The sequence below is a fragment of the Avrilella dinanensis genome, assembly GCF_002807015.1.
Lineage (GTDB): Bacteria > Bacteroidota > Bacteroidia > Flavobacteriales > Flavobacteriaceae > Flavobacterium > Flavobacterium dinanensis.
In genome coordinates this window covers 2,148,315-2,166,333 of the sequence record NZ_NIPO01000001.1, presented here as the reverse complement: position 1 = coordinate 2,166,333, position 18,019 = coordinate 2,148,315, and the positions used below count along the sequence as shown (strand labels likewise).

General features: G+C 37.2%; 14 protein-coding genes. 5 read left to right on the top strand and 9 right to left on the bottom strand.

The genetic code is table 11. From position 1 onward, the window contains the following. Window positions 1-76: 76 nt before the first annotated feature. Window positions 77-1,279: an aspartate aminotransferase family protein gene (locus CDL10_RS10520; RefSeq protein WP_100678485.1), complete on the bottom strand. Its 1,203-nt coding sequence runs from the start codon at window positions 1,277-1,279 to the stop codon at window positions 77-79. A gap of 140 nt (window positions 1,280-1,419) precedes the next feature. Between CDL10_RS10520 and CDL10_RS10515 the strand changes: the two genes are divergently transcribed. From CDL10_RS10515 to CDL10_RS10505, 3 genes are all read left to right on the top strand, one after another. Continuing rightward, a complete protein-coding gene (locus tag CDL10_RS10515) occupies window positions 1,420-3,066 on the top strand; it encodes an MFS transporter (RefSeq protein ID WP_100678484.1) in 1,647 nt (548 codons plus the stop codon). A 66-nt stretch (window positions 3,067-3,132) separates the two neighbouring features. Next, a complete protein-coding gene (locus tag CDL10_RS10510) occupies window positions 3,133-4,941 on the top strand; it encodes a peptide MFS transporter (protein WP_100678483.1) in 1,809 nt (602 codons plus the stop codon). Window positions 4,942-4,989: 48 nt separating this feature from the next. Next, a complete protein-coding gene (locus tag CDL10_RS10505) occupies window positions 4,990-5,442 on the top strand; it encodes a thioredoxin family protein (protein ID WP_100678482.1) in 453 nt (150 codons plus the stop codon). Between the two features lie 4 nt (window positions 5,443-5,446). Here the strand turns inward: CDL10_RS10505 and CDL10_RS10500 are convergent, their stop codons facing one another. Genes CDL10_RS10500 through surE form a run of 5 tightly spaced genes read right to left on the bottom strand, consistent with a single transcriptional unit; the run spans window position 5,447 to window position 10,344 of the window. After that, entirely contained in the window at window positions 5,447-7,453 is a 2,007-nt protein-coding gene (locus CDL10_RS10500) for a ComEC/Rec2 family competence protein (protein ID WP_100678481.1), read from the bottom strand. Window positions 7,454-7,484: 31 nt separating this feature from the next. Next, window positions 7,485-8,126, bottom strand: coding sequence for a C40 family peptidase (locus CDL10_RS10495; protein ID WP_100678480.1), 642 nt, complete (start codon window positions 8,124-8,126; stop codon window positions 7,485-7,487). Between the two features lie 59 nt (window positions 8,127-8,185). Further along, complete coding sequence (gene lpxB / locus CDL10_RS10490) at window positions 8,186-9,301, bottom strand: lipid-A-disaccharide synthase (RefSeq protein ID WP_100678479.1); 1,116 nt, start codon at window positions 9,299-9,301, stop codon at window positions 8,186-8,188. Window position 9,302: 1 nt separating this feature from the next. Next, window positions 9,303-9,575, bottom strand: coding sequence for a hypothetical protein (locus CDL10_RS10485; protein WP_100678478.1), 273 nt, complete (start codon window positions 9,573-9,575; stop codon window positions 9,303-9,305). Next, window positions 9,568-10,344: a 5'/3'-nucleotidase SurE gene (gene surE, locus CDL10_RS10480; RefSeq protein WP_100678477.1), complete on the bottom strand. Its 777-nt coding sequence runs from the start codon at window positions 10,342-10,344 to the stop codon at window positions 9,568-9,570. Before surE ends, CDL10_RS10485 begins: the two co-directional genes overlap by 8 nt. Before the next feature lie 131 nt (window positions 10,345-10,475). On the opposite strand from surE, the gene CDL10_RS10475 reads away from it, so the two are divergent. Next, on the top strand, window positions 10,476-11,282 hold the full coding sequence (locus CDL10_RS10475) for an SDR family oxidoreductase (protein ID WP_165773005.1): 807 nt from the start codon (window positions 10,476-10,478) through the stop codon (window positions 11,280-11,282). Between the two features lie 11 nt (window positions 11,283-11,293). On the opposite strand, the gene CDL10_RS10470 is transcribed toward CDL10_RS10475, so the two are convergent. Genes CDL10_RS10470 through CDL10_RS10460 form a run of 3 tightly spaced genes read right to left on the bottom strand, consistent with a single transcriptional unit; the run spans window position 11,294 to window position 16,791 of the window. Beyond that, complete coding sequence (locus CDL10_RS10470) at window positions 11,294-12,190, bottom strand: leucine-rich repeat domain-containing protein (protein ID WP_100678475.1); 897 nt, start codon at window positions 12,188-12,190, stop codon at window positions 11,294-11,296. 52 nt (window positions 12,191-12,242) lie between these two features. Next, a complete protein-coding gene (locus tag CDL10_RS10465) occupies window positions 12,243-14,942 on the bottom strand; it encodes an alkaline phosphatase PhoX (protein ID WP_100678474.1) in 2,700 nt (899 codons plus the stop codon). A gap of 19 nt (window positions 14,943-14,961) precedes the next feature. Next, the gene (locus tag CDL10_RS10460) at window positions 14,962-16,791 is read right to left on the bottom strand and encodes a cytochrome-c peroxidase (RefSeq protein WP_100678473.1); all 1,830 of its coding nucleotides are present in this window, start codon (window positions 16,789-16,791) and stop codon (window positions 14,962-14,964) included. Between the two features lie 235 nt (window positions 16,792-17,026). On the opposite strand from CDL10_RS10460, the gene dusB reads away from it, so the two are divergent. Beyond that, on the top strand, window positions 17,027-18,019 hold the full coding sequence (gene dusB / locus CDL10_RS10455; RefSeq protein ID WP_100678472.1) for a tRNA dihydrouridine synthase DusB: 993 nt from the start codon (window positions 17,027-17,029) through the stop codon (window positions 18,017-18,019).

Here is an 18,019-nt window from a genome sequence, read left to right as displayed (position 1 = left end):
TACATTTATTTACAATAAAATTACAACAAAATATTGAATTATCGTTTAAGGCAGACAAATGTTTTGAACAATTTCATTAACAATTATCAAGGTTTATTTTTGCCTGAATTTCGTCTAAAGTGTCCAAAATTATCCGACAACCTTCTTTTATTTCTTGTTCGGAAATCGTCAGCGGTGGCGTAATACGTACTGCTCTAGGCTCAAACATCAGCCAAAAGAGAATTAATCCTTTTTCTTTACAACTCAATATCAATCGGTTAGTTACTTCTTCAGAAATCGTCATCGGAGCAAGCATCAGTCCGTTCCCATGAATTTCGGTAATCAGCGGGTGCACCAGCAATGTTCTGAAAAGTTTCTCTTTTTCAGCGATTTGAGTCATAATATCAGTTTCCGTAAGTTGTTTTAAAGTAGCTAAAGCTGCAGCAGCAATAACCGGGTGCCCGCCAAAAGTGGTAATATGCCCGCATTTCGGGTCGTGCGACAATAGCTTCATGAGTTCCATATCGGCAACAAAAGCCCCAACCGGATAACCGCTTGCCATGCCTTTCCCTATCACTAATATATCCGGAACAACATCATAATGCTCAAAACCGAAAAGTTTCCCGGTACGTCCGAATCCCGGTTGTATTTCGTCAAGAATCAATAAAGCACCAACCTCTTCACACCGTCGCTTAATCTTTTTCAGATAGCCGTTTTCCGGCACCACAAAGCCGGCACTTCCTTGTATGGTCTCCAGCACAACTGCTGCGGTGCGATTAGTTATTCGCTGAATATCATCTTCATTATTAAAAGTAATAAAATCAACATCAGGTAGTAATGGTCTGAATGCCGTTTTGCGTTCTTCATTACCTAAAAGACTCATCGAACCCTGCGTATTTCCGTGATAAGCCCTGTTTGCCGCTACAATCTGGCTGCGTCTGGTAGCTCTTTTTACCAGCTTCAACGCTCCTTCTATTGCTTCCGTTCCGGAGTTTACCAAATAAGTCTGGTTAAGCGATTCAGGTAGATTTTCTGCCAGCAAACGGCAAAAATCCACCGCCGGTTTTTGGGCATATTCCCCGTAAACCATTACATGGGCATAACAATCGATTTGTTTTTTGACCGCCTCTGTAACTGCCGGGTGCCGATGACCGAGCGTACATGCCGACACACCGGCAACGAAATCCAGATGGGCTTTGCCATCGGTGGTGTAAACATAACTGCCTTCGGCATGGGAAACTTCCAATGCCAGCGGGTGCTGTGTGGTTTGTGCCTGATATTTATAAAATTCCTGTATCATGTTTATTTCCGGTTTTCAGCAATCAAAGTTAAGGCTATTTTCTGAATTGCATTATTGCGGAAAAGAAAACGTGATTAAAAAATATTTTTTATCCATAAGCGAAGTTTTCTTACCTTTAGACGTTTTTAACTTTTTATAAAATGACAGAAAATAAGAAATCATTTGGTAAGACACTGGGTTCTTTCAACAAAAACTTCTGGCTTGCCAGCTTTATGGAACTCATGGAACGTTGGGCATGGTATGGAATTTATACCCTTTTAGGACTTTATCTTGTAGGTTCTACCGACACCGGAGGTTTGGGATTTGACCATATACAGAAAGGAAATATTATGGGTAACATTGTGGGAATCCTGTATTTTTTACCTTTAGTTTTTGGAGTAATCGCTGACCGTATCGGCTATAAATTATCGCTAACTATTTCCTATATCATTATGATTTCGGGGTATTATCTTTTAGGCGAAGTCAATACCTATTGGAGTGTTTATATGGTTTTCCTTTTGGTTGCTGTGGGTGCAGCATTTTTCAAACCTGTAGCTTCGGCGATTGTGGCACGGAACACTGATGAAACAACCGGCACACTCGGATTTGGAATTTTTTATATAATGGTAAACATCGGTGGTTTTATCGGACCGTTTTTATCTTCTGTATTAAGAAACAATTTAGGCTGGAAAATCATTTTTGTTCAGGCAACGATCGTAATTGGTATCAACTTAATTGTTTTACTTTTATTCTATAAAGAACCAAAAGTAGAAAAACCTAAAGATTCTATCGGTAAAGCTATTAGAGATTCTGTTATGGGAATCTTTGAGGCGTTAAAAGATGTTCGCTTGGGTATTTTATTATTGCTAATGATTGGTTTTTGGACGATGTTTAATCAACTATTCAACACGTTGCCTAACTTTATCGAAGACTGGATAAATTCTTCATCAATCAGTAATTGGTTAAATGAAAATATACCATTTTTAGGAAGATGGTTATCCTTAGACGGATTGATAAAGCCGGAAATGTTTACTCAAATTGATGCATTAATGATTGTTTTGTGTCAGGCATTCGTTTCCTATTTTGTAACCAAAATGCGTCATATCAATGCGGTAATTCGTGGAGCAGTAATCGCAACCATTGGTATCGGTCTGACTTTTTATTCAGGAAACGTATGGTTTACCATTATCGGAACGATGATTTTTGCTATTGGAGAAATGATGTCGAGCCCTACGGTATCTTCTTTCATCGCATTGATTACGCCAAAAGGAAAAGAAGGCTTGTATCAGGGAACATACTTTTTGCCGGTAGCGGCAAGTTACTTTGTTACCAGCTTTATTTCGGGCGGTTTGTACCAATCGTGGTCAGATAAATTATCCTTGTTGAAAAGAGAAATGGCAGGAAGAAATATCGAAATGCCTGAAGTGGTAACGAATGAAGAGTTTATAGAACAAGGTTCCAAAGCGTTGAATATGTCTATTTCAAATTTCGAAAAACAATTCAATCTTAAAGCCGAATCTGTGGACTGGAACACAGTCGCACAATCTTTCAGAGATTTTGCAGCCTCCAAAAGTATTGATGTGAGCCAGATACATTTACCTTTTTCTAAAAATGAATATTTTGCTTTGGCTGAGCAAAAACTAAATATGTCGCATTGGGAAATGACCAATATGCTTTGGGAAAATTATCACCCCAACAAAATATGGTTTGTCATCGTTGGTATCGGACTGTTTTCCATTATTTCATTAACAATCTATGACCGGTTTATTATCAAACCTTTAGAGAAGAAAACAATCAATTCTCAGTAAAAATATTCAGTAAATTAAATAATTTAGCTATCTTTCGAGCTTGAAAAAACAATAAATAGTATATAAATGGCAACAGAAACTGCTAATCCGGACTTTTTTAAATCCAAAGTTTTAGGACATCCTTCAGGATTGTTCGTTCTTTTTTTTACTGAAATGTGGGAACGCTTCTCCTTCTACGGAATGCGTGTATTACTTGTATTATTTTTAACAGCTGCTTTAACAGGAAATAATCCCGGAATGGGCTGGAGTGCAGAAAACGCAGGAGCGTTATACTCCACTTATGCAATGTTACTCTACATTACCCCTATTTTTGGAGGTATTATTGCCGATCGATACATAGGCTATCGTTGGGCTGTGGTAATCGGGTCGATCGTAATGACCATGGGACACGTAATTATGTTTTTTGATTCAGAAATCGCGTTGTACTTAGGATTAGGATGTCTGGTTATCGGAACAGGTTTCTTTAAACCCAACATGACTTCTATTTTGTCTGAAATGTACAAATCGTTCCCTGAAAAGAAAGATGGTGCTTATACCATTTTTTATATGGGGGTTAACGCAGGTGCTTTCTTTGGAATGATGCTTTGTGGTTATTTGGCAAGAGAACTTGGATGGCATTACGGTTTTGGACTGGCAGCCATTTTTATGGGATTAGGGACTTTACAATTCTGGTTAGCAAAACCACTATTTGGAAACATTGGAGAAGTACCTAAAAAAGACATAACCAATACAGAAGCAACCGTTCTTACGAAGAAAGAAGGTGAATCTGAAACAGATTATGTAGAAAGAGTTAAAGACAATAAAAGAAACCCTTTTACCACATTAGATTATATTTTAATTGCTTTCACAACTATTGTTGGATTATTATTTGCGTTTGACGCACCATTATACGTTATTGGAAACATTGATTTATTTCCTTCATTCGACTTATCGTTTATAGGTTTAGATATCGTAAGAGGAATGTACATACTAATCATTATCGGGTTAGTAGCATTCTTAGTAATGATTATATCACGTCTTATTCGCTATGATAAAGTAGTCCGAGACCGAATGATTGCAGTAATCATTTTTGCTTTTTTTACTATTTTCTTCTGGATGAGTTTCGAACAAGCTGCCTCTTCATTGGTATTATTTGCTCGTGATAGCGTAGATCGTTCGTTAGAAGGGACTTCCTTGACTGTTTTCAACACCATCAATACATTGCTGACCGTTATTCCATTAATTTTTATTTCCTGGGTACTTTTCTTGCTAGCAAAACAAACCTGGAAAAAAGCCGCAATAACAAATATTGTACTTGTCGTTACCTTTTTATTTGTATGGTTCATTGCTTTATGGATGCTTTATAATGAATTTACTAAAGAAGCATCAGAAATTGACCCTACCTGGTTTTCTATTCTAAACTCATTCTTCATCATTGTTTTTGCATCGTCAGTTTCAAAAGTATGGGATTCTAAATTCAATCCGCCGGCAGCAGTAAAATACGGAATGGGACTGATTATTATGGCAATAGGATTCGGATTATTAGCTTACGGTTCTCACGGAATTCAAGAAGGTGTTAAAGTATCAATGATGTGGTTGATTCTGGCTTATTTATTCCATACATTAGGAGAATTGTGTCTGTCACCAGTCGGCTTGTCTTATGTATCAAAATTAGTACCGGCAAGGATGATTGCCTTTATGTTTGGGATGTGGTATCTCGCTATTGCTATCGGAAACAAGTTAGCTGCCTTATTAGGAGGGCAAATCGACAATATTACAGCACAATATTCACTATCTACATTCTTCTTAATTTTTACAATAGTTCCTACTGCGGCAGGCGTTCTGATTATGTTGCTAAACCCTGTATTGAAAAAGTTAATGCACGGTGTGAAATAAAAAAAGGCATAGTTTTTGATTTAATCTATAAGTTTAAATATTACAGAAATGAAAAAAATTGTTTTATTACTATTACTGACAACCTTGAGTTTTAGCGTTAATGCTCAAGTAAAATGGATGACCATGCAGGAAGCTGTGGAAGCCCAAAAGAAAAACAACAAGCCGATTTTTATTGATGCCTACACCGTTTGGTGCGGACCATGTAAAATGTTGGACAAAAACACCTTCAGCGACGCAGAAGTTGCCAAAGTGCTGAACGAAAAGTACAATCCGGTAAAATTTAATGCGGAAGGAAACGAAACTATCGTATTTAATGGTAAAACTTACACGAATCCTAAATATGTAGATGCTCGTAAAAATTCCCGAAACGGGTTGCACGAATTTGCCAGAGTTATCGGTGTGAGTGCCTATCCTACCATGAAAGTACTTGACGCTTCCGGAAAAGCAACCAAAAATATCGTGGGTTACCGAAATGCACAGCAACTTTTAGCTGAATTATAAAACGTTATTTTTGTAAATATACATATCCCTTTTCCCGCATGTCGTGGAAAGGGATATTTTTTTTGATACAGGTTTCTCTCCACATTTTTGTTTTCCAACGTGCATTTTTTGCATGAATAATCACTTTTTTGGGCTTAATTTCAGACAAACATCTTTCCAGGTTTATATTAGGATTATCATACAACAACAGATAATCAAAAGATTGGTTTTTCGGATAAACAGCCGTGCTGTCAACCACAAGCAAACGATAATCAGCAATAAAAACACGGTTGAATTCTTCAAAAGATACCGATTCTTCTCGAATATTAAGTTCATTCCGGTAATCAGTCAAATAGTTTTTTTCTTCGACAGCTTTATTGGAGTATAGATGTAAAACTTTACTATCCAATGATGAAAAAATCACTTGTTGTGTGTCATAAAACAGAATTTTTTCTTTGATATTTTGAGTAGAAAAATGTGTAAAATAAAACGATAATTGGAATAGAATCATCATACACAAAACCGAAATCATTATCCAAAACTTTTTGTTTTTAAACCAATAAGCAATAAAAAACACCGCAAATGACAAAAGCAAACACTGCCAGCCCGAAAGCGGAACGCCGGAAATAACCACTTCATCAAAGGCTGAAATTTTATTCAAAATAAAATTGTTTATTTTTAGCAATCCATCTACAAAAAATCCGATGACCACAGATAAATCTTTCCAAACATAGTTTAAAGGAATCAAACCAACTGATAATATCAATGCGGCGGAACTCAATGGAATAGCGAATAAATTTCCAACCAAAAACAACAGCGGAATTTGCCCGAAATAATATACCGACAGGGGTAAAACACCAATTTGAGCCGCTAAAGAAACGCATAGCATAGATTGGACAAAAGCGATGATTTTATTTTTCTGATAAATATATGGCGACATCAACGGATAAAGATAAACAATCGAAAATACTGCCAAAAAACTCAACTGAAATCCGACATCAAACAGATAAGCCGGATATGCTATCAACATCAAAAATGCGGATACGGCGAGTATATTGGTAGTCGAGGAATTTCGGTAGATTAATCTTCCGGCACCGAATAGTAAAAACATCACTACTGCCCTGACCACCGAGCCACTCAACCCGGACAGACAGGCAAAAATGATGAGAAAAACAGCTATCAGAATGTATCGGACAAATTTGTTTCTACTAACGAATCCAAAAATGGTACTTAATAAAAAATAAAGAATCCCGACATGTAATCCGGAAACCGCGAGAACGTGCATCACGCCGGAGTTTCGGTAATTCAACAGCACTTCATCTGACAGTTCCGAAGTATCTCCAAAAAGCAAAGCTACAACAACACTATGCGTTTCATTATTAAAATCATGAATATCAAAGCTTTGAATCAGTTTTTTCCTGAGTTGATTGATTTGATAATAAAAATTCTTGTGATAGGATTTTGAAATAATATTTTCTTCTGTGAAAATCCGGGTTTGATAATGTACATTCAAATTAGACAAATAATTCCGGTAATCAAATCCATACGGATTTCGTGGTGCGTCAATCGGTCGCAATTCAAAAAATCCGGTCAGTTCCTCCCCTACGTCATAAGCATCGAGTTCGATTGACTGATAAAGCAACAATTTAAACCGCTCATTTTTATTGGTTTGTCCCTGAGCATAATATCGGTTATAGTATTGGTTTGATTTTAATTTTTCTGTAACCGATAAAGTCGCCACTACCTTCCCGGTAGGTAAATCTGTCGGATTCTTTTGGTATATGCCATACACCAAACCGCCGACACAAAAGAAAAGCAAAAGTGTGAATAGGTAAAAAAGATTTGACCAATTTGTCTGGAAAGCATTTGACTTCAGTCTTCGGTGCAGTAACAACAATATTACCAAACATATAGCTAAAATGACACCATACCCAAACAAGTCAAAAACCCGAAAGTATCTTGACAAAAAAATCCCACCGGCTAAAGATAAGACAATGGGAATCATCGGATATTTCGTTATCCCCTCTCTCATAGCAGAGATAAAGATAACGAATTTTTATTTTCTACAAATAGTTACGGTCGTAAATACGGTTGATTTGCGTAAAATTTCGGCTATAGTAAGCATCTTTAGTCGAATTGATGGATACGCCTTTGGAAGTTGCCGAGTGAATGAATTTTATCTCATCACCATCGACTTCAATCACAATACCAACATGATTAATAACTCGTGAACCTCCATTTTTGAAGAATATCAAATCGCCGGGCTGAGCCTCTGATTTGTTAATCTTTTCACCCATTTTAGCCATTTCTCTTGATGTTCTCGGCAGGTCAATATCAAAAGTATCAAAAGCAGTTTTTACAAACCCGGAACAATCCATTCCTGAACGGCTCATTCCTCCCCACACATATCTTGTTCCCGTATAATCCTCTGCTACATTAATCAACTGTTCGGTTAAATAACATACATCATTATTTTTTAAATTTTTCTCTGCGATTGCCGGTCCTTCGACAGCATGCAATCTTTTGTTAATTTCCTCAATAGAAATTTCCACAGATGACAGGGCATCTACCGATGCTTTTTCGGGGGATTTATAAAACTTTGAAGACTTATTCTTAGATGTTTTCTTTACTACTGTTTGTGCCTGAGCCATCTCTCCAAAAAAGAAAAAAGAAACTCCAAGCAAAGGATATAAAATTGCTTTCATTACAGGGAAAAAATATTTTTAATACTTGACGGAAACAAATATAACAGAAATATATTTCTTTAAAAACTTAAATTTTTCTTAATATTTTCAGCTACATTTTTGCTTGCGTTTCCATCTGCCAGTTTTTCCTGCAATTCCCGGTAATTTTTAAATATTTTTTCCCTGTCCGAATCCTGTAATATTTTTTGCAATTCCTCTGCAACACGTTTTGAATTACATTCGCCCTGAATTAATTCTTTGATCACTTCTTTGTCCATTATCAAATTGACCAGCGAAATATAATCCAGTTTAATTACGTTTTTGGCAATGAGATATGAAATCGGATTGGCTTTGTACATTACTACCTGAGGCACATTGAACAAAGCTGTTTCCAAGGTTGCTGTTCCGGAAGTAACCAAAGCAGCATGAGCGTGATTCAGCAGGTTATAGGTCTGATTATGTACAAAATAAATATTTTTATTCCGTAAATAGGGTTCATATAATTCGAAATCCTGTCCCGGAGCACCGGCAATAACAAACTGATAATCTGAAAATTGAGAAGTGATACTTAACATTACGTCCAGCAATTTCCTGATTTCCTGTTTTCGGCTGCCGGGTAATAAAGCAATAATCGGTTTATCACCCAATCCATGCTCTTTGATAAAATCGGTTTGGTCTGTTTGTTTAAACTGCTTAATAGCGTCCATGAGCGGGTGTCCGACATACTGCACCGGAAAATGGTGTTTTTTTTCATAAAAATCTTTCTCAAAAGGCAGGATAACATACATGTGGTTTACGTCCCTTTTGATAGCTTTGATACGGTTTTCTTTCCATGCCCAAATCTGTGGCGATATGTAATAATGTGTGTCGTAACCATTTTCCTTCGCCCATTTGGCAATACGCATATTGAAGCCGGGATAATCAATAAAAATAATCGCGTCCGGATTAAACTTTTTGATATCTTCCTTACAAAATCTGATATTATTGAGAATAGTCCGCAGATTCATCAGCACCTCGGCAAATCCCATAAATGCCAAATCTTTGTAGTGCTTTACCAGAGTACCTCCGGCTTGTTGCATCAAATCGCCACCCCAGCACCGAATGTCTGCTGCGGCATCTTCCTTTTTTAATGCTTTTATCAGGTTTGCTCCATGCAAATCTCCTGATGCTTCTCCTGCTATGATGTAGTATTTCATCTTACCAAAAAACAAATAAGGCAATAAATACAAACGAAAAAATAACCCCGCGGGCTGCCATATAATTATCTCTGTTCAGTAAAATATAAAACAGCAAAATGTTTGGAATAGCTCCCATAGACAACGCCTTGCCCCAGACATGATTGATTTTAAAAGCCTGCATACTTTCCAGAACGCTCATTTTCAGCCAGTAACTCATAATCAGACTACCGAAAATATACGCCAGTAATAAAGCAATTACCAACCCGAGTAAAAAATTTAATATCTTATTCATTTAATTTCCAATTATTTATTGATTTTATGGCGTGATATGCCGTCAAATCGAACTGCACCGGAACCACCGAAACATATCCGTGACTCAACGCCCATTCATCGGTATCTTCGCCTTTGTCGTGATTTACAAAACTACCTGTCAGCCAATAATATTCCTTACCGTGCGGATTGACTCGTCGGTCAAAACTTTCTTCCCAGGTAGCTTTTGCCTGACGACAAATTTTTATGCCTTTAATTTCTTCTTTTTTCAGTTTCGGGAAATTCACATTGAGTACCACATCTTCCGGAAGCCCGTTTTTCAATGCTTCCAATGTAATTTTTTTCACATATTCTCTGAACGGAGAAAAATCTGCATTCCAGCTAAAATCGCCTAATGAAAAACCGATTGCCGGCACTTTGCTCATTCCCGCTTCTACCGCCGCCGACATCGTTCCGGAATAAATCACATTAATCGACGAGTTGAAACCGTGGTTAATGCCCGAAACACAAATATCCGGTTTTCTGTCCAGAATCTGGTCAATGGCAAGTTTCACACAATCCACCGGTGTGCCTGAACAAGCATATTCCTTTTCAATATCTTTATCTATGTTCACTTTCTCTACAAACAAGGTGCTGTTTATCGTAATCGCGTGCCCTGTACCCGATTGCGGACTGTTTGGAGCAACTACTACAACTTCTCCGATTTCTTTCATCACGCTAATCAACATTCGGATTCCGGGGGCTGTGATGCCGTCATCATTTGTTACCAATATCAATGGTTTTTTCTTCATTTGCACTATTTCTCTTTATATGTTGTAAAAATAGAAATTATATTGCTGACAGAAAAATATCTCTTTTTAAAATTAACGTTGATAAATTAAGTATTTTTGAGCTTTTGACAAAACAAAATCATTTCGATTACATGAAAAAAATCAGCATACTCGGTGCGGGCTGGCTGGGAAGTCCCTTAGCCCTGCAACTCAAAAACAACGGACACAAAGTAAAAGTATCTACCACTACTCCCGAAAAAATCTCTTTTTTTGAAGAAAATGGTATCGAAAGTTTTATCATCAACGTAGGTTCGGGAGCAGACATTAGCAATACGGATAAACTACTTGCCGATACAGACCTACTGATTGTTACCATTCCGCCCGGACGAACTCAAAATGTTGAGGAAAATTATGTGAATAAAATAAAATTCGTAATCCCGTTTATTGAAAAACATCATATCAAAGAAGTTCTCTATACAAGTTCCACAACGGTTTATCTTTCACTGAAAGGCAATGTTGATGAGGAAACGCCCATTATTCCTGTTGCTGAAATGGATAAACAAATCGTGGAAATCGAAAATATGCTTTTAAACAATCCGAGTTTTAATGCTTCTGTTCTTCGTTTGGGTGGACTGATTGGCGAAGACCGGCACCCCGTTCATTTTATTGTAAAAAGAGAGGTAATTGAAGATGCAAATAATCCGGTAAATATGATCCATAGAAAAGATATAATCCGGTTTGTGGAAAAAATGACCGAACAAGAAATCCCTAATGAAATTTTCAATATCGTTGCTCCAATCCAACACAATCGCAGAGATTTTTATACGCAAGAGGCCAATAAATTAGGGCTTTATCCTCTACCTCAGTTTATTGATAATCCCAATGCGGATATGCGGAAAGTAAGCGGTGAAAAGATTTCAAAAAGATACCATCTAAAATATCAATATTTGCTTGGATAGATATTCAGTTTTTAATAGTATACTCTACAGTTTGGCAAAGCTTTTACAATTCGGTTTTGCTCAGCTTTGCTGATAGGATTATCCGTTAAGATTAAAGTTTTCAAATTAATCAAACCAGACAAATCATCTGGAAGTTTTTCCAATCTATTATTTGCCAACGATAGTAAGCTCAAGTTGCTTAATTTTCCTAAAGATTCAGGTAACTCTTTGAGTTGATTATTATTGAGAATGAGTATCTGAAGCTTTTCAAGCCTATAAAGATTTGCAGGCAAATGATACAAACGATTTGACTCCACATTCAACTCTTGTAAATTACTCAACATTAACCAAGAAGAACTTATTTCATGGAGTTGATTATTCGTTAAAATCAAGCTTTTAAGGTTTTTCAGCTCAGATAATTGCTCCGGCAACCGGTTAATATGATTATTGTCCAAATCCAAAGAGATTAAGTTTTGACATTTTCCGATACTTTCGGGTAAGGTTGTGAGCTGATTAAGTGAAAGTCTAAGATGTTGTAAGTTTTCTAAATTTCCGATTTCGTGAGGTAGTTCAGTTAAATTACACAACGCCAAATCAAGCTCTCGAAGATCTTGCATTTTTCCGATGTGTTTCGGCACATACTTCACCGCATTTTGTCGGATAATAAACGTTTCCAGTTGTCCCAAATTGAACAACTTAGGATTCCAAATTTCAATATTATTTTGCATAAGATTAAGAAATTTTAGATTAGATAGTTTTTCGATATCGTCAGGAATCAAGAATAAGTTTTGATTTCGCAAGTTAAGTTCCGTTACCTCCAAACGATGATGTATTGCATCTTCCATTGAATATGCTTTGGAAACAACATCTTGACCTTTTACGCTTTGTACAAATGCTATTCCAATAAAAAGAAGTATATTTTTTTTCATTTTCAGATAGAAAAAAGGTCGACCAAGGCCGACCTTGTAAGTGATGTATTAATTAATTGTTTTTTTGAATATTATAAGAATAAGACTTCCCGTCAACGGTTATTTTACACACCAATAACTGATTGCCATAAACAGAAGACAGATCAATTTGAATAACTTCCTGGCTTGCAGATGAAACAGTTTGTTTTTCAATCACTTTTCGCCCGGTTATGTCATATATTTCAACAAGAATATCTTTTCCTATACCAATATTTAACTTGATATTCACCATATCATAAGTCGGATTTGGATAGATAAGCGTACCGGCTCTTAATTCTTCTTCCTCGACAGATGTAGGTTGTTGTTCACCTAATAGATTTTTATTAGCAAATACTAATGATGCCGATGCATTAAATCTTACTGTTTGTCCGGTAGCATCAATTTGTGGTTGGTTGTTACCACTCGGATGCTGTACTGAGAAAAATCCGTACTTGTAATCCGGCGAGAAAGTTAACCCTGTAGGTTCTGCTCCTGCAGGAGTTGAACTATGTATTAAAACCTGTGGATGGCTTTGTCTGTGATTGGGTCTAACCACCCAAATATAGTTTCTTCCGCCATCTTGCACTACCCATAGGTTTCCTTTGTCATCAAATGCTAAGTTATCATTACCATCCGACCAAGATTCCATAATTGTACCTATAGACGTTTCGATAGGATAACTCATTCCTCCTACAAAGGTTTCAAAGTTAGAGATGTTATCTCCATTATCCTTAAAACGATACACTCTATTTTTTCCTTTTGAAGTAAAATAAACCATGCCATCCGGTCCTATTTCAACATCTTCCACACCATTGAAGTTTGTTCCTCCCAAAGCAGAAGCTATGGATGCCATATTATTTCGTTCAGCCTGTGTTACATTTGGTACCGGAATCCACGTAGCTGTTGCACTACTAGGTTCATCGTTGGATAAAGATAAATCTAATTTTAGCACATATACATTGCCTGAAGTAATGTCTCCCGGTGTATCCGGTACAAACTTGTACACACAGTGTGTACCGCCATCTTCACCATAATAAGCAACGCTACCATCTTGGCTTATAACCACATTTTCATGATTCATGCGTCCCAAATGGTATAATTTATCTTTCACTCCATCGTTGTCGTAATCCATTACTGAAGCTGTTACAGGGTCAATTTCTACTAACCAGCCCACATCTTGATAACCATCGCCATTACTATCTCCGGAACTTGTCGATTCTTCGGCAGTAATTACTGTATGCCACGGGGTAATACCTCCCGAACAGTTTCTTTCTGTTTTGACCAAATCGGGTGTGCTAAAATCTACTTTACGACTATCTTGAACTTGCCATAATAGGTTTTCGGGATTTTCGTCCAGTTCAAGATTAAGGATAGATACACCTCCCGGATAATTTTCGTGATTTACCGAAAGCCATCCAATCGTACTGGCAGTTTCTCCTTCAGACGGAATATAGGCCGTAAAATCATGGTTGCCCGGAACAGTACCGTTACCGTCGCTATATTCACTTCCTTGTTTGAAAAGCATTTGAAAGCGATGCTCTGAAGGGATAATCAAAAAAGAAGTTTGCGTGGTAGGCTCGATAGAAGTAAAACACGAAATATGTCCCTCTTCACACACATATTCCGGCAATTTGTTGTTTATATACATATCAAACCCCACATCCGAGCTTTGTCCATCTCTTTGGTGAATCTCAACAGCGATACGGTTGATGCCATTTTGGAAAACCGTTTTTGGAGCAAAGAAAGAGTAGTAAAGCTTTTCATCGGCTCCATCAACAATGCTATTTGTCCATGTGTTGGGTGTAATCGTTCCTTCAGGTAAATTATCCCGAAGAATCTCTTGCCCGTTAATATACACTATAGCTCCATCATCACGTCTCAAACCAATTTCAATTTCGTCAGTTAATTCATCTAAATTAACTTCCAAATCTTTGGTGAAATAATAAGTGATATGTTTGTTGGACGAATCATCTCCATACGAAATATTTGTTTTCATCGGATCTCCATATCCAAGTGGAGCGTATCCGGCAGACCAGCTTGAATTTTCAAAATCCTGTTCTTTCCAATCATATTCGAGATTACCCGGTCCAAGGTCATTATATGCCCAACCAGAACCTTTTTCGAGCGGAAACGCACTTGTTGTTACTACGTCTTCCGGTTCTTCATATAGCAGGTATGTTATACTCATGTCAAAAGCAATATCCGAGCTACTTAAACTACGATTGTGGATTTCTACAGCTATTCGGTTGTTTCCTTCTTCAAATATTGATTTGGGTAAAGTAAAACTATTATATACTGTTTCATCACCCCCGTCAATAGTGGTGGATGAAAAAGCTTGATAGTCTATTTCGCCATCGGGCATATTGTCACGGATTACCTCTTCTCCATTAACATAGACAACGACACCATCATCGCGTCGAATGTTAAAATTTACCTGTTCAGATATTTCTGATAGATTTACTTCTATATCTCTTATAAAATAATACGTGATATGTTTGTTTGACGAGTCGTCGCCATAGGATATAGTTGTCGCCATTGGGTCTCCAAATCCGAGAGGAGCTGGTCCGCTTTGCCAAGACGAATAATCGAAAGTTTCTGTCCTCCAAGTACTTTGTTGATCAGATCCATCGTCTAAATAATACCATTCGGAGCCGGGGTTTAAGATGGTTTGCTGTTCTTGTGCCCAAGTGAACATAGGTAACAGCATCCAAGCAAATAGTTTAAGTTGCTTCATTTTGATTGTTTTTAAGTTATTATTTTTTGTATTGATAATCGGTTAATGCTTTCATAAATGTGATTATATCTGATTTTTCCTTATCTGTCAGGAAGAGCTGGTCTGCGGCCAACGTTTGATTTCTAACGTTTAATCCTACGCCTTCACCTCCACCGGTGTCATAAAAATCCACGACTTCTTCGAGGGTTGAGTAAGCACCGTTATGAAAGTATGGTGCAGTAATTTCGATATTTCTTACCGTAGTTGTTTTAAAAGATTTTTCATAAATCCACAAATTTTCTGTGCTCACGCCATTGTCATACCTACCCTGATCAGTATCTAATTGATTAGATTGATGATGTGTCATTACTCCTAAAATTTCACTTTCACTATCCGTAAATAGCGGAGGGACCAAACCACTAAAAGTTGGAGCAAAATGACAAGTTGCACAATTGGCTTTGCCCATAAAAAGGTTAAACCCGTTACGAATATCTTCAGACAGAGCAGACTGTTCACCCCTCACATACCGGTCAAATTCACTATCGAAAGAGTGTAATGACAATACATACGATGCCAAAGCTTTACTCAATTCATCTCGATTAATCGAGTCTTTTCTATATAAATTATTGAAAATAGCTTGGTACTCTTTGTTTGTGTTGATTTTTTCCAATATTTGCTGGTAAGAAGTACTAAACTCACTCTCATTAAATATCACATGTTCGATTTGTTGTTCTAAAGAGAAGGCTCTCAAATCATAAAAATACCTATCGGCATACACGGCGTTGAGCAAAGTAGGTGCATTTCGCATCACGGTTTGTCCGTGCACTTTACTGGTTGATTTCGCCATTCCGTCTGTGAAGCCTTTTTCGGGATGATGACAGCTGGCACAACTCATGGTTTGGGTTTGACTTAATGAAGTATCATAAAAAAGCTTTTCGCCCAACGATTTCAGTTTTTCCGAATCCTCAGCCCTATTCAACTCAGTATAGAAGTATGGATTGAGAAAATCCGCATCAAAAATAGATTCACTTTCCGGATTCCAAGAGGTGATGTTTTGTAAATATTCATCAGCCTCTACCGGATGAGCTTTCCCTAGTGCTTTGTACAATGGATCTATATATTCAGTTAATAAAGTTAATCGGTCTAGTTGTTCAAAACTATCGTTATCTTGTAGATATTGAATAGTGCTATCAAATTGACGGATTATCTCAGCCCTCTGCTTTTTATTTTTAATGATATTTTCTGTTTGTATATAAACATTCATTCCATTTAGTGAAACGATTGCCTCGTCAATACCGTTTAGCGAACCTGGCGTATCAAATCCTGTTACACCAAGTGAAAATATACGTACCAATTGTACACGCATGGCCAAAACAGCATAATCTTCGCTAACTTGTAGTGCATTTAGCTTAGCAAACAGAACAGCATAGCTATTCTTCAATCTTCGGGTCAGATTTGCTATTTCGTTTCGTTCAGATTCGGCTTCATCTGAATAAACAAGCTCATCCAAAACTTGTAATCCTTGAGGGTTATGTAGCAATGGTTTTGAGTTTTCTACTTCGGAACCTAACAAAGGAGCTCCATTGATATTTTCATTGACATACTCCGGAAAGTAAAAAGAAAGTAGGAATTCTCCTTTTTTGTATTCTTTTCGTGCTTCGATTAATGCATTTTGTAATGAATCAAGAGAAACATTTCCTTGTCTAAAAGCATTACCCGTTTCATCTAATTCCGTAAATGAACGATTTATATCTGCAAATAAATGATACGAATAATGTTTGCTATATTCCAATGTATTAAGGTTAAAAAAAATCCAACCAGCTCCGAGAATCAGGCTTATTAAAGCACTTATTAATGTTGATTTTACCATATATTTCCTTTTTGTTACAAAGAAAATAATTGCTTGATAAAAACGATTTACCTAAAATTCAACTTAACATTAAGGCTCTGTTAGTGAAACTCTATAAATTAACATGTATGTTAAATTAAACCCGCTACTTCTAATGTGGAATAAACGCGGCCCTGTTCTGGGGTAACAGAGGGTTTTTGTCATTTAGTTTTTCTCGTTTAAATAATAAGAAGTAATTTTGCACAAAAATATCCCAATGATAAAAATCGGTTCAATCGAGTTACCCGAACACCCGTTATTACTGGCACCTATGGAAGATGTCAGCGACCCGCCATTCCGCCGTTTGTGTAAGCAGCACGGAGCAGATTTGATGTACTCGGAATTTATTTCTTCAGAAGGATTAATCAGAGATGCGATAAAAAGTAAGAAAAAACTCGACATCTTTGATTATGAACGACCGGTTGGTATTCAAATTTTTGGCGGCGATGAAGAAGCGATGGCGATGTCGGCAAGAATTGTAGAAACCGTTGAGCCCGATTTGGTGGATATTAATTTTGGCTGTCCGGTTAAAAAAGTGGTTTGCAAAGGAGCCGGAGCCGGTGTGCTGAAAGACATTGATTTGATGGTCAGACTGACAAAAGCGGTCGTAAAAAGCACCCATTTACCTGTTACGGTAAAAACGCGTTTGGGCTGGGACGAAGATTCTATTAATATTGATGAAGTTGCCGAACGGCTGCAAGATGTTGGCATTCATGCCCTGACTATACACGCCCGAACGAGAGCTCAGATGTACAAAGGTCATTCGGATTGGACGCATATTGAACGTATCAAAAACAATCCGAGAATTCATATTCCTATTTTCGGAAACGGCGATATTGACTCCCCGCAAAAGGCGTTGGAATACAAAGAAAAGTTTGGCTTAGACGGTATCATGATTGGTCGTGCCGCTATTGGTTATCCATGGATATTTAACGAAATCAAACATTATTTCAAAACCGGCGAATTGCTCCCTCAACCCGCAATTACTGACCGTATCGAAGCTGCGAGAAATCATCTGATTTGGTCAATGGAATGGAAAGGCGAACGATTGGGCATACTGGAAATGAGACGGCATTACACCAATTATTTCAAAGGGATTCACGGTTTTAAACCTTACAAACAAAAACTCGTTACCACAGACGAACCAGAAATTTTATTAGCCATTTTTGACGAAATTGCCGAGGTTTATAAAGAATACGCAAGATTATAA

What these genes read in the sequence shown, in the direction of transcription:
- CDL10_RS10520 (WP_100678485.1), bottom strand. Translation starts at nt 1,279, where the DNA reads ATGATACAGGAATTTTATAAATATCAGGCACAAACCACACAGCACCCG.
- CDL10_RS10515 (WP_100678484.1), top strand. Translation starts at nt 1,420, where the DNA reads ATGACAGAAAATAAGAAATCATTTGGTAAGACACTGGGTTCTTTCAAC.
- CDL10_RS10510 (WP_100678483.1), top strand. Translation starts at nt 3,133, where the DNA reads ATGGCAACAGAAACTGCTAATCCGGACTTTTTTAAATCCAAAGTTTTA.
- CDL10_RS10505 (WP_100678482.1), top strand. Translation starts at nt 4,990, where the DNA reads ATGAAAAAAATTGTTTTATTACTATTACTGACAACCTTGAGTTTTAGC.
- CDL10_RS10500 (WP_100678481.1), bottom strand. Translation starts at nt 7,453, where the DNA reads ATGAGAGAGGGGATAACGAAATATCCGATGATTCCCATTGTCTTATCT.
- CDL10_RS10495 (WP_100678480.1), bottom strand. Translation starts at nt 8,126, where the DNA reads ATGAAAGCAATTTTATATCCTTTGCTTGGAGTTTCTTTTTTCTTTTTT.
- lpxB (WP_100678479.1), bottom strand. Translation starts at nt 9,301, where the DNA reads ATGAAATACTACATCATAGCAGGAGAAGCATCAGGAGATTTGCATGGA.
- CDL10_RS10485 (WP_100678478.1), bottom strand. Translation starts at nt 9,575, where the DNA reads ATGAATAAGATATTAAATTTTTTACTCGGGTTGGTAATTGCTTTATTA.
- surE (WP_100678477.1), bottom strand. Translation starts at nt 10,344, where the DNA reads ATGAAGAAAAAACCATTGATATTGGTAACAAATGATGACGGCATCACA.
- CDL10_RS10475 (WP_165773005.1), top strand. Translation starts at nt 10,476, where the DNA reads ATGAAAAAAATCAGCATACTCGGTGCGGGCTGGCTGGGAAGTCCCTTA.
- CDL10_RS10470 (WP_100678475.1), bottom strand. Translation starts at nt 12,190, where the DNA reads ATGAAAAAAAATATACTTCTTTTTATTGGAATAGCATTTGTACAAAGC.
- CDL10_RS10465 (WP_100678474.1), bottom strand. Translation starts at nt 14,942, where the DNA reads ATGAAGCAACTTAAACTATTTGCTTGGATGCTGTTACCTATGTTCACT.
- CDL10_RS10460 (WP_100678473.1), bottom strand. Translation starts at nt 16,791, where the DNA reads ATGGTAAAATCAACATTAATAAGTGCTTTAATAAGCCTGATTCTCGGA.
- dusB (WP_100678472.1), top strand. Translation starts at nt 17,027, where the DNA reads ATGATAAAAATCGGTTCAATCGAGTTACCCGAACACCCGTTATTACTG.